Source organism: Aequorivita nionensis (assembly GCF_046352995.1).
Lineage (GTDB): Bacteria > Bacteroidota > Bacteroidia > Flavobacteriales > Flavobacteriaceae > Aequorivita > Aequorivita nionensis.
Window position 1 is genome coordinate 2,155,431 of sequence record NZ_CP130281.1, and the last position, 15,285, is coordinate 2,170,715.

Annotated in this window: 13 protein-coding genes; all 13 read left to right on the forward strand. The window is 35.5% G+C overall.

Translation table 11 applies throughout. The features are described 5' to 3' along the window. Positions 1 to 80: 80 nt before the first annotated feature. The 13 genes from Q2U82_RS09750 (at position 81) to Q2U82_RS09810 (ending at position 15,149) form a co-directional block, all read left to right on the forward strand. Positions 81 to 437 carry a four helix bundle protein gene (locus tag Q2U82_RS09750; protein ID WP_410004689.1) on the forward strand — a complete coding sequence of 119 codons (357 nt, stop codon included), beginning with the start codon at positions 81 to 83 and terminating at the stop codon, positions 435 to 437. After that, positions 437 to 1,861: an asparagine synthase-related protein gene (locus Q2U82_RS09755; RefSeq protein ID WP_410004690.1), complete on the forward strand. Its 1,425-nt coding sequence runs from the start codon at positions 437 to 439 to the stop codon at positions 1,859 to 1,861. The genes Q2U82_RS09750 and Q2U82_RS09755 overlap by 1 nt, the downstream gene beginning before the upstream one ends. Then, a complete protein-coding gene (locus Q2U82_RS09760) occupies positions 1,854 to 2,915 on the forward strand; it encodes a glycosyltransferase family 4 protein (protein ID WP_410004691.1) in 1,062 nt (353 codons plus the stop codon). The genes Q2U82_RS09755 and Q2U82_RS09760 overlap by 8 nt, the downstream gene beginning before the upstream one ends. A gap of 194 nt (positions 2,916 to 3,109) precedes the next feature. Beyond that, complete coding sequence (locus Q2U82_RS09765) at positions 3,110 to 3,889, forward strand: glycosyltransferase family 2 protein (RefSeq protein ID WP_410004692.1); 780 nt, start codon at positions 3,110 to 3,112, stop codon at positions 3,887 to 3,889. A gap of 1 nt (position 3,890) precedes the next feature. After that, positions 3,891 to 5,060 (forward strand): glycosyltransferase family 4 protein, encoded by a 1,170-nt coding sequence (locus Q2U82_RS09770; protein WP_410004693.1) that lies wholly within the window; start codon positions 3,891 to 3,893, stop codon positions 5,058 to 5,060. A 183-nt stretch (positions 5,061 to 5,243) separates the two neighbouring features. Next, complete coding sequence (locus Q2U82_RS09775) at positions 5,244 to 6,329, forward strand: exostosin domain-containing protein (RefSeq protein WP_410004694.1); 1,086 nt, start codon at positions 5,244 to 5,246, stop codon at positions 6,327 to 6,329. Between the two features lie 17 nt (positions 6,330 to 6,346). Then, the gene (locus Q2U82_RS09780) at positions 6,347 to 7,207 is read left to right on the forward strand and encodes a sulfotransferase (RefSeq protein ID WP_410004695.1); all 861 of its coding nucleotides are present in this window, start codon (positions 6,347 to 6,349) and stop codon (positions 7,205 to 7,207) included. Next, positions 7,207 to 8,538 (forward strand): glycosyltransferase family 2 protein, encoded by a 1,332-nt coding sequence (locus Q2U82_RS09785; protein WP_410004696.1) that lies wholly within the window; start codon positions 7,207 to 7,209, stop codon positions 8,536 to 8,538. The genes Q2U82_RS09780 and Q2U82_RS09785 overlap by 1 nt, the downstream gene beginning before the upstream one ends. Positions 8,539 to 8,837: 299 nt before the next feature. Next, on the forward strand, positions 8,838 to 9,923 hold the full coding sequence (locus Q2U82_RS09790) for a glycosyltransferase family 4 protein (protein ID WP_410004697.1): 1,086 nt from the start codon (positions 8,838 to 8,840) through the stop codon (positions 9,921 to 9,923). 321 nt (positions 9,924 to 10,244) lie between these two features. Continuing rightward, positions 10,245 to 11,363: a glycosyltransferase gene (locus Q2U82_RS09795; RefSeq protein WP_410004698.1), complete on the forward strand. Its 1,119-nt coding sequence runs from the start codon at positions 10,245 to 10,247 to the stop codon at positions 11,361 to 11,363. Between the two features lie 118 nt (positions 11,364 to 11,481). Continuing rightward, the gene (locus tag Q2U82_RS09800; protein ID WP_410004699.1) at positions 11,482 to 12,735 is read left to right on the forward strand and encodes an O-antigen ligase family protein; all 1,254 of its coding nucleotides are present in this window, start codon (positions 11,482 to 11,484) and stop codon (positions 12,733 to 12,735) included. Beyond that, positions 12,698 to 13,720, forward strand: a complete 1,023-nt coding sequence (locus Q2U82_RS09805) for a glycosyltransferase family 4 protein (protein WP_410004700.1) — start codon at positions 12,698 to 12,700, stop codon at positions 13,718 to 13,720. Before Q2U82_RS09800 ends, Q2U82_RS09805 begins: the two co-directional genes overlap by 38 nt. Before the next feature lie 34 nt (positions 13,721 to 13,754). Then, a complete protein-coding gene (locus Q2U82_RS09810) occupies positions 13,755 to 15,149 on the forward strand; it encodes a sugar transferase (RefSeq protein WP_410004701.1) in 1,395 nt (464 codons plus the stop codon). Positions 15,150 to 15,285: the final 136 nt, after the last annotated feature.

Genomic DNA, 15,285 nt, shown 5'->3' on the forward strand with positions numbered 1-15,285 from the left:
TTGAAGTAAATAACTCTTAACCTATCTTTAAAATTAAGTAATTTGTAATTTTAAAGCTACAATCAACCACTGATAGAAAAATGGAAAATTCTATAACTAAACGGACCCGCCAATATGCAATAGATGTGTGGAAGTTTTGTGAAAATATTCCAAAGACAAGAGAATATAATGCATATATTAATCAACTTATTAGATGTTCCAGTTCAATTGGAGCTAATTATAGGGCGTCACAGCGGGCAAAATCTACTGCCGATTTTATCAATAAATTAAAAATTGTCGAAGAAGAAGCAGATGAAACTTTATACTTTTTGGAATTATTGTCCGAATTCAATCCTTCTCTTTTAAATGAAATTAGGGTTTTGCATAAAGAAGGAGACGAAATTTTATCAATTATCGTTGCCTCTATCAAAACCGCTCGAAAAAAACAAACAAAATAATGAGCCCCCCACTTCGTACTTCCAACTTCGTACTTCCAACTTCGATAAAAACCCCAATTATCCCAACCCACCAACAATTCGTCAAGGTAAATGCGCCACGCGAATTGGACAAAAAAGCGATATGTCTTTTTGCTGCCACTGGATTTTTCTTGGGGAGTGATACTTATTGGAAGGATTTAAAAGTACTACCACCAGGGACTATCAATACTATAGATGAGGAAGGATTTTGGACTGAAAGTACCCCTTGGTTCAAATGGCATTACAATCCGAGGGATATTAGTTTTGAAACAGCATTGGAAGAGTTCACCTTATTGTTTGAACAAATTACTGCAGAACAATTGCAAGACAAAAAAGTAATCCTACCCCTTTCGGGCGGATTGGACAGCCGCACCCAAGCAGTTGCGCTGGCAAAGCTTAAGAAACCAGTTACAGCTTATAGTTACTCCTTTAAAGGCGGTTTTTCTGAAAGTGGAATAGGTAAAAAGATTGCAAAAACCTGTGGTTTTGATTTTAAGGAATTTACCATAGAATCAGGATATCTTTGGCCAAAATTGGAAGAATTGGCCTCTATAAACCAATGTTATTCAGACTTTACCCATCCTCGCCAAATGGCTGTTTTGGAAGAGTTCAAAAAAATGGAAGGCACCTTTTCCCTTGGGCATTGGGGCGATGTGCTGTTTGACCGTGGTGCACCAGAAGGAACAACCGAAAATCAATTATTAGATATTATCTTAAAAAAGATAGTCAAAAAAGGCGGGATTGAGCTTGCTAATGCCCTTTGGCAAGAGTGGGGTCTGGAAAGCGATTTCGAAAGTTATTTGCGTGAACGAATTGTTGCTTTGCTCAATAAAATTGAAATAGAAAATCCAAGCGCTAAACTTCGCGCCTTTAAAAGCCTGTATTGGGCACCGCGATGGACCTCGGTAAATCTTTCGGTTTTTGAGGCCGCACACCCTATAAGCTTGCCCTATTATGACGATAGAATGTGTGAATTTATCTGTACCGTCCCAGAGGAATATTTGGCAGATAGAAAACTTCAAATAGCATATATAAAACAGCAAAACCCGGCCTTAGCAAAAATAACTTGGCAGGACCATAGGCCATTTAATCTTTATACTTTTGAAAAGAATATTTCGCCAAATAATTTACCCTATCGGATAGGTAATAAATTAAAAAGGGAGTTGAAAAGCAAAATTGGCAAGCCCTACATTCAACGGAACTGGGAACTTCAGTTTTTAGGGATGGAAAACGATGAAAAACTACAGCATTGGCTTTTTTCCGAGAATCTACACCCTTTTATTTCAAAACCCTTGCTCGCTAAGTTTTACAATAATTTTAAAACTGTGGATGCTGTAAGATATTCACATCCATTGAGTATGTTGCTTACTTTGGCAGTGTGGAGAAAAAACCTTTATAATGGATAGGCGGATAAAGATTTTATATACAATTCCTAACTTTAAAACCGCAGGCAGCCAGTATGTATTACTTTCACTATTTAGAAAGATTGATAAAACTGTTTTTGACCCTTATATCTGTGTAGAGAAATTTCCTGAAACTGTTCCAGATGACATTCCAGATAAAAGATGTCTTGTTTTCAAATGGTCATCAAACAAACTTAAAGATACCTTGAATTTCAGAAAGCTTATAAAGTCCCATAAAATAGATGTGGTACACTCATGGGACTATAAGTCAAATTATTTGGAAGCCTTAGCTTGCCGAATGGCTGGAGTTAAATATATATACACAAAAAAAAACAATGCCTGGTCAAAGAGATGGCTGTTGAAAAGTTGGCTGTCTAATCATATTGCATATGACAATCCTGAGATGAAAAAACGCTTCTTTAATTCCTTAGTTTTTCGGAATAAAATTTCTTTTATTCCCCATGGAGTTGATATGGAAGTTTTTAAACCTATGGAAAAATTGCCTCACCAAAATTTTAATATTGGGTGTATTGGAAATATAGGGGAAAATAAAAATCAACTGTTTGTTATTAAAGTATTAGACCAACTCCCAGAGCAAGTAATATTACATTTATACGGAAATGAAGATACAAAGTACAGAGAGGTTCTTAATCTTTATATAAAAAATAACGGGTTGGAAGACCGCGTACATTTTCACGGATTTACTGAAAATGAAAAAATACCTAGTATTTTGAGAAGTATTGATTTATTTATTCTTTCTTCAATTAACGAGGGTTTGCCTGTTTCTATTTTGGAGGCCTTGGCTTGTGGTGTTCCAGTTCTCAGCTCAGATTCAGGTGGCGGGGCGAGGTATTTACTGAATTCGGAATATATTTTTAGTTTAGAGGCCCCAGATGATTTAACTCAAAAAATTCTTAAAATCTATTATTTGGAAGAAGTGGAGAGAAAAAATTTGACAAAAAAGGGAATTCAAAATATAGCTGAAAACCATACCTTGTCAAAGGAAGTGAATACCTATGAAAAGGTATATAAAACAATGGTTAATTCAAATTTATAAAATGCGTATAGGCATCGTCCTTTCCCAAACCCCTGGTTATTCTGAAACCTTTTTCAGTTCAAAAATAAAGGCGTAGAGGAGAATGTGACTAAAGGTGAGTCCGTATAAGCAAAGAAGAAAAAAAAGCATTTTGAAAAAAGATTGATTTGTAAATGAAGGTATTATATAGTATTTAAAAGAAGAATATAAAACAAATGATCTCAATTTTAATTACTCATTATAACAGACCAGAAGTATTAGAGAAATGTATTTCTTCTTTACGGAAATTAGCTTGGGGGAGTATTCCAATAGAAATTGTGGTTTCTGACGATGCAAGTAAAGAAATTGCTCAAAGATTTATAAAAAAGCTTCCAATTGATAAGCTCATAATTTCTCCTGTAAATAAAGGGCTAACCTCAAATATAAACACAGGTATTAGAAATTGTTCGGGAAAGTATATTTTGTACTGTCAAGAAGATTTTATTCCAAAAATGGAGCTTGTAGAGAGATTGCCAGAAATAATAAAGGTATTGGACTCGGGAATGGCAGATATGGTTAGATTAAAAGCAAATTATAAATTCCCTAAACTTTTAAAGCTGACTGAAAATATAAAACTAATACCAAAATTCTCATGGCAAAACTTTTATCTAAATACATTTCAATATAGTGATCACCCATTTATCGTAAATAAATCCTTTTTTAACACTTATGGCTATTATTTAGAAAATACAAGTGGGGCTTATGGTGAAAATGAATATGCTATTCGTATTATGAAGTCCAATGCTAGAATTGCTATTGTAAATTCATATCTTTTCACCTCAAATAGCGTTGCAGTATCTGTAATTGAAAAAACAGAATTTCGAAAAAAAAGAACACTTTTTAAAAAAATAAAACTCTATAAATTTATTAGGGCAGTTAGACTTCACTTAGAATATTTATTTTACAGCAATAAAAAAAGACGATTATTATCTATTAGAAATAAACGTAAAATTTAAAATGAAAATCGGCATCGTCCTTTCCCAAACCCCTGGTTACTCAGAAACTTTTTTCAATTCTAAGATAAGTGGTCTTCAGAAGAATGGAATGGAAGCGCGTTTGTATTGCCAAAGTAAAAATGATGACTTTTCCCTTTGTCCCGTCATTGTAAGCCCAAAGGTAAACCGCAATCCATTATTGCAAACTTGGTATTTTATAAAAGAGTTTCTGTTGCTAATACCACATCTTCCAGTGGTTTTTCGATATATCAAATTGGAACGAAAAGAGGGCAGTGGCCTTGTGCAAATTTTTAAAAAAACATACCTCAATGCACATTTATTAAGAGCAAAACTGGACTGGCTGCATTTTGGTTTTGCAACTATGGCTTTGGGAAGCGAAACCGTGGCCAGGGCTATCGGCGCAAAAATGGCGGTGAGCTTTCGCGGATTTGATATAGCCGTCTATCCAATAAAAAATCCGGACTGTTATATAACCTTATGGAGATATTTGGATAAAGTGCATACTATTTCAAATGATCTTTTGGTCTTGGCAAACAAGCATGGACTTCCGGAAACCGTTCCCGTTGAAAAAATTACACCAGCTATTGATGTTAACTTATTTCAATCCACACCAACTGATTTTAAGAAAATAGAGCATATAGTTTTTATGACCACAGGCCGCCTGCATTGGAAAAAGGGGTTTTTAGAAACTTTGGAAGCATTGGCCATGCTCAAATCAGAAGGATTGGACTTCACCTATAAAATAATTGGGGAAGGGAACGAATATGAGCGCATTGCCTTTGCTGCATATCAATTGGGTCTAAAGGATCATATTCAGTTTTTGGGAAAACTACCACATGCTGAGGTAAAGAAAGAGTTGGAAAGCGCCACCATTTATCTACAATACAGCATACAGGAAGGTTTTTGTAATGCTGTTCTTGAGGCACAGGCAATGGGCAAACTTTGTATTGTTAGCAACGCTGAAGGCTTGCCTGAAAATGTACTAGATGGAATTACGGGTTGGGTGGCACCAAAATATAACCCACAAGTTTTGTCGGAAACAATTCAAAAAGTATTGGCACTGAATCCAGAGCAAAAGAAATTAATTGCAGAAACAGCCCAAATGAGGGTAAAAGAAGAGTTCAATATAGAAAAACAACAAAGGGAGTTTGTGGAATTTTATAGATTTTAGGGAGAACGAATCAAAATTGGTAATAATTAACTTTAATTCAATCAATTAAATAGTGAAGCTTAACCACAGAGAACGCCAAGGAGGCACAAAGAGCACAAAGAAGCTCCTCTGTGTTCTTAGTGTAAAACTCTGTGAGCTTTGTGGTTAAAAATAGAAAAGAAAGATTCTAATATATAAGAAATATTGAAACTATACTATCCAAAATCACATTATAATAAAGACCATCGCGGGCTACTCTTTCCCTTGTTAAAACCATTTATAAAGACTGAAGGTTTTACAGACGCACAACGCATTGCATCTTATGGAGTTTCTGAAAAGGATTTTGAGTTTACTGAGGTTTTGGAAGAAGCTGAATTGGTATTGTTGACTATGGCCTGGAATTACTATGTTAATACAAAACAAGAATACATTGCACTCGATTTTGTAAAAAAATGCACCGCCCTAAATAAAAAAGTGATAGCCTTTAACGCAGGCGATTTTGGCGTAAGGATTCCTTACTTCAACAACCTCATAATTATCCGCCCTAGTGGTTATAAATCAAAATTTACAACAAACGAATACTCTCTGCCAACTTTTATAGCAGATCCGCTGCAAAAGTATTATCATACAGATAAAATTTTTGAGCGATCATATCTTCCAAAGCCAGTTATTGGGTTTTGCGGACAGGCCAACCTTTCCCGCCTAAATGCAATAAAGGAAATATTTTATTCAGCTTTGCGAAATTTAAAAAGTTACACAGGGAAATCTAAAAATGAACCACAACAATTGCTTTCTACATCTTTTCTAAGGGCATCAGTGCTGAAAAAAACACAAAAATCAGATGTGGTAGCAACTAACTTTATATTTAGAAAAAAATATAGGGCGGGAATTTCAACAAATAAAGATAATCACAACACGACTTTAGAATTTTATGACAATTTGCGGGATTCAGATTACGTAATCTGCGTTCGCGGTGCGGGTAATTTTTCAGTTCGATTTTATGAAGCCCTGGCAATGGGTAGAATTCCAGTTTTTATAAATACAGATTGCTCGCTGCCTTTTGATAATGAAATCGATTGGAAAAAGCACATAGTTTGGGTTGAATATAATGAAAGATATGATGTAGCGAAGAAAGTAAAAGACTTTCACAATGGATTATCAACAGAGGATTTTATAGATTTACAACAAGCAAACAGAGACCTTTGGAAGAATGTATTGACTTTAGGAGGATTTTCTGATTTTTTATTTAGAACACTAACAGAGAATCATAATCCTACTCTTAAAAACTAATATTATTAAATTTCAGTATGAATATTATTATCCTTATAGGACAACAAGTTAGGAGTGGGACAAATTTTGTTGGAGCCACACTTAGTTTGCATCCAGATGTTGTTTGTATTCCCCCTAATATTTCGCAAGGGGAATTTAATCTCTTTAGGGATTCCGCTATAAAAGAAGAAATCTTCAACCCGATAGTATCTAAAAGTTTTGGTTCTGGTTTAAATAAAGAGGATTTCCCAAAATTCATGAAAGAATATGGAGCACTTTGGGTAAACATATTGGTTGAAAAATATAATATTTCTGAAGGCAAAACCATTTTTATTAAATCACCTTTTATAAATAATATTGATTTGTGGAGCCTAGCTTTTCCAGATAGTCAAATAGCTTTATTGTGCCGTGACGGAAGAGATAGCGTTATTTCCACAATAAAAGCTGCAAATGATAAGCGTAGTTGGCACACTGTTACAACTGCACTTAAGAAAAGAATAAATTTTTACAGTGGCAGGTCATTCTTAAATTATACTAAGGGCTGGAAAAATTCTGCTAATAAATTCATGCAAGTTCAAGAAACTCCTCGAATTAAAAAATTTAGATATGAAGATCTTAATAATTCGGAAAAAGGAGTTGAAGGACTGTTAAGTTTTTATAAATTGAATTCAAATCCTTCCATTTTAAAAAAATGTATAAATGCTCCTGTAGTTGGTAGTTCATTTGGAATCCATAAAAAAGGAATAGTTAAACCCAATTGGAAGCCAGATGCCGATAAAGGAAAGTATGTTTTTACAGGGAAATGGCATAAATGGAACTTTTTAAAAAAAGAGATATTTAAAAAAAGAGCTGGTAATGAATTGATAGCCCTAGGCTATGAAAAAGATAATAATTGGTAATGGTTCTCTTCACATTTTTAAAATATCTACAGCCAACCCATTATTTTCAGTTATTTAGGAATGACGAAACTTCTATTTTTCCAATAATTGAGAATCTTCCACAGGAAGTTATTGAACAGTTGGTTCCTGACCCAAATTTCAAAAGTGAAAAAGCCCGAGAATACGATCTGTCATGGCAGGCGGTGAATAAAGGCTATATTGGCAATGCCGAAACCTATATTTCTTTTGAAAAAATACCTGTGGTTGACGAATACCGCTTTCTGCGGAAATACTTCCATCCCGTCTGGGTTTTTTATGTGTTGATGTTGCGGTTTTTTTCCTTTAAAAACCCATTTCGAGAGATTTCAGCTTGGAAGAAAAGTGGCGATGTAAAGAGAAGCGATTATTTAAAAAATCCTATTCTGTATGATGATTGGAATAGTTTTAAATCCCTTCTTGTTGAGGAAAAACCCTTTGTGAGCGTTGTGATTCCTACGTTAAACCGCTATGAATACCTAAAAGATGTTTTGGAAGATCTGGAAAAGCAGGACTACAAAAACTTTGAAGTTATTATCGTAGATCAATCCAATCCATTTCAAAATGATTTTTACAAAAAGTTTAATTTAGATATTAAGCTGGTCCAACAGACGGAACGTGCTCTTTGGCTTGCGCGAAATCATGCTGTTGAAATTTCAAAAGGAGAATACATACTGCTTTTTGATGACGATAGCCGCGTGGAACCAGACTGGGTAGTAAATCATTTAAAATGTCTTGACTTTTTTGATGCAGACATATCTTCTGGAGTTTCAGTTTCAACAGTTGGGGCCGAGGTACCCGAGAATTATTCTTTTTTTAGAATTTCTGACCAAATAGATACGGGCAACGTTATGCTTAAAAAGCAAATTTTTAAGGAAATAGGCTTGTTTGATAGACAGTTTGAAAAACAACGTATGGGTGATGGAGAATATGGTTTACGGGCTTATCTAAACGGTTACAAAAATATATCAAACCCCCATGCCGGAAGAATACATCTTAAAGTTGGTTCTGGTGGCCTTCGCGAAATGGGAAGTTGGGATGCCTTCCGTCCAAAAAAACTCTTCGCGCCACGACCCATACCGAGTGTGCTTTATCTTTATCGTAAATATTATGGAACAAAAAGAAGCCTATTGGCAATTTTAAAAACCGTTCCCCAATCCATAATCCCTTACCGCTACAAGAAAAACAAGAAAATGTTGGTCTTGGGTCTTTTAATCTCGCTATTTTTGTTTCCCTTCGTAGTTTTGCAAGTGGTAATTTCTTGGAGATTGGCATCTAAAAAGTTGAGGGAAGGAGCGTTGATAAAACGGTTTTAGATTTTTAGTTACAGGTTTCAGGTTGCAAGTTGTACCCTGAGCGGAGCCGAAGGGTTATCAGTTGTCTGTTGTCGGTTATCTGTTTTTTTTGTTGTCTGTTGTTATCTGTAATTTATTAGTTTTGAACATTGAACATTGAACATTGAACATTGAACATTGAACAACCACAAAGTACACAAAGGAGCCACAAAGTTCACTAAGAACAAAAAAATAAACAACCCGCAACCTTGGTCCACCGAAGCTTTTTCAGCGTAGGTGAAGACAACCGACAACCGAGAACTGATAACCGACAACCGACAATGACCAAAACCCTAATATTAACCTCCGAATTCCCTCCCCAACCCGGCGGTATTGGTAATCACGCCTACAATTTGGCGAAGGGTTTGCAGGATAATGGTTTTGAGGTACATTTGGTCTGCGACACGCGTTCCCAAAACGGGGAGGAAGAAAGAGAGTTTGATAAAAACCTTGCTTTTGAAGTAATTCGTATTTCGAGGAAGAAAATTATCCTTTTCAGCTATTTAAAACGTATTAAATCAGCTTTTTCTTTAGCCTCCAAAAATAAAATCGTGATGTGTTCGGGTAAGTTTTCACTTTGGTTGGGTGCCCTTCTCTCTCTTTTCTTTAAAAAGGAATTTATTGCCATCATTCATGGAAGTGAAGTAAGGCTTCCCAATAAATTACTTCGAAAACTTACGGATATATCACTAAATCGTTTTCATAAAGTGATTGCGGTAAGTAATTATACCAAATCCTTGGTTTCCCATCTTGGTTTAAAAAATATTGAAGTTGTCCCCAATGGTTTTGAAATGGATTTGAACATTAGGGTCCAAAGCAAAAAAGATCCAGTTCCTGTATTGATAACCGTAGGCAACCTTACCCAGAGAAAAGGGCAACACAACGTTATAAAGGCACTTCCATTGCTTTTAAAAAAATACCCTGACCTTAAATACAATATGGTGGGCATACCTACCAACAAGAAAAAGTTAGAGAAATTAGCATTAGATTTAAAAGTTGAGAATGCCGTGGTTTTCTCTGGAAAAGTTTCCGAGGACGAGAAAATAGAATTACTTCAATTAGCCGATATTTTTGTGATGCTAAGTGAAAGCACCCAAAAGGGAGATGTAGAAGGCTTTGGAATCGCTATATTAGAAGCCAACGCACTCGGAATTCCTGCTATTGGCGCTCTGGGCTGCGGAATAGAGGATGCCATTAAAGAGGGCGTTTCGGGGAAATTGATAGATAATAATGATCCAAAACAATTTGCTGAAGCTCTGGAAGAAATTTTAAATAACTATGAAAGCTATTTACAAGAAGCAAAAAACTGGTCGCAAGACTTTACTTGGGATAAAGTGATAAAGTCTTATTTGAAAGCATTGAAGTAATAAAGAATAAGGAAACAGGATAGTGGAAACAGGAAACTTGACGCAAAACACAGGACAAAAAAAACATACTCAAGAAAACCGCAAAGAACACTAAGAAGGCACAAAGTGCACAAAGAGATACTTTGTGGTCTTTGTGTAAATCTCCGTGTCCTTTGTGGTTAAGATAAAGTCGTAGTTTTATAGACACATAACAAAGAAGATTTCTTGAAGGGAATACAAAATACAACAAGGCAAATAACAATCTTTGAATTTGGATTCATCCCTCCTTTGAAGGGGGCTAGGGGGATGTTCATGATTCAAATTTAAAATTTTTTAATAACAATGAAACTCGCCATCATCTCCCATACCGAACACTACAAAAAGCGTGACGGAACAATCGTAGGTTGGGGGCCTACTATTAGCGAGATTAATCATTTGGCGCAGGATTTTGAGGAGATATACCATATTGCCTTTTTACATCCTGGAATTCCTCCGCCAAGTTCTATGCCTTATGTCTCCCAAAATATAAAGTTTGTTCCTTTAAAACCAGTCGGCGGAAATGGAATAGGAGCTAAGCTAAAAATTATAGGTAACATTCCTACAATCTTAAATACAGTCATTAAAACACTGAAACAAGTTGATGTCTTCCAATTTAGAGCTCCAACAGGCATTGGTGTTTTTTTAATTCCCTATTTAACGCTGTTCTGCAATAAAAAAGGTTGGTATAAATATGCAGGCAATTGGAATCAGGACAATCCTCCTTTAGGTTATCAGTTGCAAAGGTGGATGTTAAAAAACCAAAAAAGAAAGGTAACTATTAACGGTCACTGGCCGGAACAGCCCAAACAATGTTTGACTTTTGAAAATCCGTGTCTTACTGTGGAGGAAAGGGAAGAAGGTTTGCAAATAGTAAATTTAAAAGCATTTGCTCCTCCTTTTACATTTTGCTTTGTGGGCAGATTGGAAGATGCAAAAGGCGTGCAACGTATTATTGATGCGTTTAGAACTCTTTCTTCTATGGAAAATATCGATACCATTTACTTTATTGGTAATGGGGAAAAGATGGATCACTATCAAAAACAATGTAAGGATTTATCGATTCCCGCAATATTCCACGGTTTTTTGGAAAGACAAAAAGTTTTTGAAATTTATAAAAAGGCACATTTTATTTTATTGCCCAGTGATTCTGAAGGATTTCCAAAAGTAATAGCAGAGGCGATGAATTATGGATGTATTCCAATAGTTTCTGATATTTCAAGTATAGGGCAGTATGTGAATGCTTCTAATGGATTTCTTTTAAATCCAATGAATACAAAACATTTGCGAGAGGTGCTACTTGAAGCTATTTCAAAAAGCAAAGATGAATTAACCAAAATGGCTTCTGATTGTTATCTTGTGGCTTCAAAATTTACATTTGCCATTTACAGAGATAAAATAAAAGAGGAGATTATAGAACCTTAAAAACACTTGTAGCATTACACCTAAAATATTTCAAAATATTAAACCTCTTAGAGCTATAATCTTTCATGTTTTGATTGGTTTGTTGGCCTACAACTCCCGATCCTTAATGTTTTGGTATATGTTGGCCATTTTTGTATATTTTATATATAAAATTATTCTTTCAAAAGATAGAGTAAAATATGTCCTTCTTGCAGCCGGATACATAACAGGAGCTGAAGTTTTTTTAAGAATGACCAAAGCTTTTGTTTTTTACGAAACAGGAAAATATGCGGTAATATTTTTCATGATATTGGGGGTGTTCTTTTTAGGGTTTAAAAAGAATGCTTTTCCATACATAATATACATATTACTTCTATTACCAGCTGTTTTGGTATCCTTGGATGCAATCTCATTTGATGCTAATTTTAGAAGCACAGTGCTTTTTAATTTAAGCGGCCCTTTATGTCTAAGCTTCGCCGCCATATTTTGTTATGGTAGAAGTATTCACTTGCAAGATTTTCTAAAGGTTCTTGATTATATTGTTTACCCTATAATAAGCATGGTTGTTTACATAACGCTATATACACCAGACGTGCAAGATGTAATAACAGGAACTGCTTCAAATTCAGCCTTGTCGGGGGGATACGGACCTAATCAAGTAGCAACGGTATTAGGGCTTGGTATATTTATACTTTTTTCCCGGTTATTGATTCCCTATAAAAACATTCTTGTACATTGGGTAATGATGTTTCTAATGATAGTTATGGCCTACCGTGCTCTTCTTACTTTCTCTAGAGGCGGAGTTTTGGTTTCGGTGTGCATGTGCTTGGCTTTTCTTTTTATAATATATTTTAGTACTGGTTTAAAGGCTAAAGCAAAAATATCCGTAAAAGTAATGGCCATTATCGGAGTTGCTCTTCTGGTATGGTCCTATACCCTTGTCCAAACAGGAGGATTAATTGGTAACCGTTATGCAAATGAAGACGCTTTGGGAAGGGAAAAGGATGATGTTACAACAGGTCGTGTTGATTTATTGGCGGTAGAGATAGATGCTTTTAAAGAAAATCCAATATTTGGTATTGGGGTTGGTCAAGGTAAATTTCAATATAGAGAAGAAATGGGTATTACATCCGCTTCCCATAATGAGATTTCACGTATGCTTTCGGAACACGGTATGTTTGGAATTTTTGCTTTATTGGTTCTTATTTTTGCGCCAATTATTACAAAAATGAACGGTAGGAAGAATATCTATTTTTATCCTTTTCTTATCTTTTGGGGACTCACCATAGTCCATACCTCCATGCGGATAGCCGCTCCAGCTTTTATCTATGCCTTATGTTTGTTGAATCTAGATTATGCACCAAAGAAAAACACTGCTCTACATAGGAAATAAACTAGCAGTACATGGAAAACCTCCAACTGCCATTGACTCCTTGTCAGTTAAACTGCAAGAGGAAGGATTTTCTGTTATAACAACATCTTCAAAACAGAATAAAATACTTCGGATGCTGGATATGATATTGACTGTCATTCAAAACAGGAATCGTGCGCAACTTGTTTTGATTGATACTTATAGCACCCAAAATTTTTATTATGCACTTATTGTTGCCACCTTCTGCCGTTTTTTCAAAATACCTTATATCCCAATATTACATGGTGGTAATCTATCAAACCGACTAAAAAACAATAAAAATTTGAGCAATAAACTTTTTGGAAAAGCGCTCACGAATGTGGCACCTTCAAAATATTTGATGCAGCAATTTAAGGATGCTGGTTTTCACAATATAACTTATATTCCGAATACCATTGAAATTGAAAATTATCATTTTAAACATAGGGAATCAATAACTGCAAAATTGTTGTGGGTACGTTCTTTTTCAGAAATTTACAATCCATTGTTGGCATTGAAAATATTGGAGATACTAAAGAATAAAGGCATAACCACTTCCCTTTGTATGGTAGGCCCAGACAAGGACGGCTCCTTGGAGATATGTAAAAGGAAAGCGAATCAATTAAACCTACCAATTACTTTCAAAGGAATGTTACAAAAAGAAGAATGGATCGATCTTTCCAAAAACTATGATATTTTTATAAATACAACCAATTTTGACAATATGCCTATAAGCGTAATGGAAGCAATGGCTCTAGGGCTTCCTGTTATCTCAACAAACGTTGGTGGCTTACCCTTTTTGGTTGAAAATGAAATTGACGGTGTTTTAGTTCCTCCAAACAATCCGGAGGCTTTTGTAAAAGCTATTGAATACCTGTGCACAAATCCTGTTCAAGCACAAAAAATCACTGAAAATGCCAGAAACAAAATGAAAGGGTTTGATTGGGAAAAAGTAAAACATAGTTGGATTGCACTCTTGGACAATTGAAATTTAGCTAAATTTACAATCCCAAAATCAATCTATGGCATCTAAAAACAGCATCCATTTCGATATTTCCGAGCGGAAGATCCTACTCAGAATTTTGGATATTGTCTGTGTGCTTGCGTTGCTCTATGTAGTGAGCATCGTTTTTAATTTCGATTATTTTAAAATAAATTCTGAACATTGGGTATGGTCCATAGTTCTTGCTACCTATCTTACCGTATTTGCAACAATTTTTGAACTTTATAATCTTCAAAAGGCAAGTAAGTTTGATGTGGTAGTAAAAAACGTAATCATTACCTCTTCAGTAACAGTGTTGTTCTATTTATTGACGCCTTTTTACACTCCAATGTTGCCTTCCAATCGATTGCAGATAGTCTATTTCTTTTTGTCAATTAATGTGGCAATGCTGGCTTGGCGCTATGCTTATATTGTTCTTGTTTCAGCCCCGCGGTTTTACAAACGGGTACTTCTGATTGCACATTCTAGCGATGTGGAAGCCATAGTGGCCTCACTACAAAAATCCGATCCCAATTATCGTGTTATTGGATATTTCAACACTGGTTCAAGCGATGGAACTATAATTAATAACCTTGAAATTGATGCCATAACCATTGGAGACATCAGTTTGTTGACCGAAGAAATGACCATCTCTGAAATTGTGGTGGGCACCCCACTTTCTGAAGGTATGACTGTAGAACTAAACAATCAACTTATAAAATTACTGGAGAACGGAATCCCTATCCGCGAATATACACAGGTTTATGAGGAACTTACACATAGAATTCCCGTGCAACACGTAGAGAAAGATTTTTATCGCTATTTTCCGTTTAGCCGTAGCAACCAAAACAAACTCTATCTTTTTTTTAATAGAATTTTGGATATGTTTTTTTCAGTGTTGGGGCTTGCATTTGGATTGATGCTATTCCCAATTTTATTAATAGGAAATTTATTAGGAAACAGGGGCCCTTTATTTTACAGCCAAACACGGGTAGGAAAAAACGGGGAATACTTCAAAATCTACAAACTGCGAAGCATGGTTATAAATGCGGAAAAAAACGGAGCTCAGTTTGCCGAAACCAAAGATACACGCGTTACCAAATTTGGACGTTTCTTAAGAAAATCCCGCTTTGACGAAATCCCCCAATTCATAAATGTAATAAAAGGCGAAATGAGTGTCATTGGCCCACGCCCCGAACGACCTGAATTTGTTGAGGATTTAAAAGAGAAAATCCCTTTTTACGAAGTGCGCCATCTTGTAAAACCAGGTGTAACCGGCTGGGCACAGGTAAACGCAAAATACGGTTCCAGTGAAGAGGATTCCCTAGAAAAACTACAATATGACCTCTATTACATAAAGCACCGAAGTCTCTTTTTAGACATTACCATCATTATCAAAACCTTAAGTACTATTGTATTTTTTAGAGGGCAGTGATTTCGGTTGTCAGTTGTCAGTTGTTGGTTTTTCAGTTTTATTTCAACCTAAAAGCTCCTTCCCCTCGGCAAAAAGCAACACCAAAAGAACCAATAGTAATAAAGGGGAAGGTGGCCCCCGCTGCACTGTTTTCAAT

Bases quoted from the DNA above. Each gene is read 5' to 3' on its own strand.
- Q2U82_RS09750 (WP_410004689.1), top strand. From the start codon at position 81: ATGGAAAATTCTATAACTAAACGGACCCGCCAATATGCAATAGATGTG.
- Q2U82_RS09755 (WP_410004690.1), top strand. From the start codon at position 437: ATGAGCCCCCCACTTCGTACTTCCAACTTCGTACTTCCAACTTCGATA.
- Q2U82_RS09760 (WP_410004691.1), top strand. From the start codon at position 1,854: ATGGATAGGCGGATAAAGATTTTATATACAATTCCTAACTTTAAAACC.
- Q2U82_RS09765 (WP_410004692.1), top strand. From the start codon at position 3,110: ATGATCTCAATTTTAATTACTCATTATAACAGACCAGAAGTATTAGAG.
- Q2U82_RS09770 (WP_410004693.1), top strand. From the start codon at position 3,891: ATGAAAATCGGCATCGTCCTTTCCCAAACCCCTGGTTACTCAGAAACT.
- Q2U82_RS09780 (WP_410004695.1), top strand. From the start codon at position 6,347: ATGAATATTATTATCCTTATAGGACAACAAGTTAGGAGTGGGACAAAT.
- Q2U82_RS09785 (WP_410004696.1), top strand. From the start codon at position 7,207: ATGGTTCTCTTCACATTTTTAAAATATCTACAGCCAACCCATTATTTT.
- Q2U82_RS09790 (WP_410004697.1), top strand. From the start codon at position 8,838: ATGACCAAAACCCTAATATTAACCTCCGAATTCCCTCCCCAACCCGGC.
- Q2U82_RS09795 (WP_410004698.1), top strand. From the start codon at position 10,245: ATGAAACTCGCCATCATCTCCCATACCGAACACTACAAAAAGCGTGAC.
- Q2U82_RS09800 (WP_410004699.1), top strand. From the start codon at position 11,482: ATGTTGGCCATTTTTGTATATTTTATATATAAAATTATTCTTTCAAAA.
- Q2U82_RS09805 (WP_410004700.1), top strand. From the start codon at position 12,698: ATGCACCAAAGAAAAACACTGCTCTACATAGGAAATAAACTAGCAGTA.
- Q2U82_RS09810 (WP_410004701.1), top strand. From the start codon at position 13,755: ATGGCATCTAAAAACAGCATCCATTTCGATATTTCCGAGCGGAAGATC.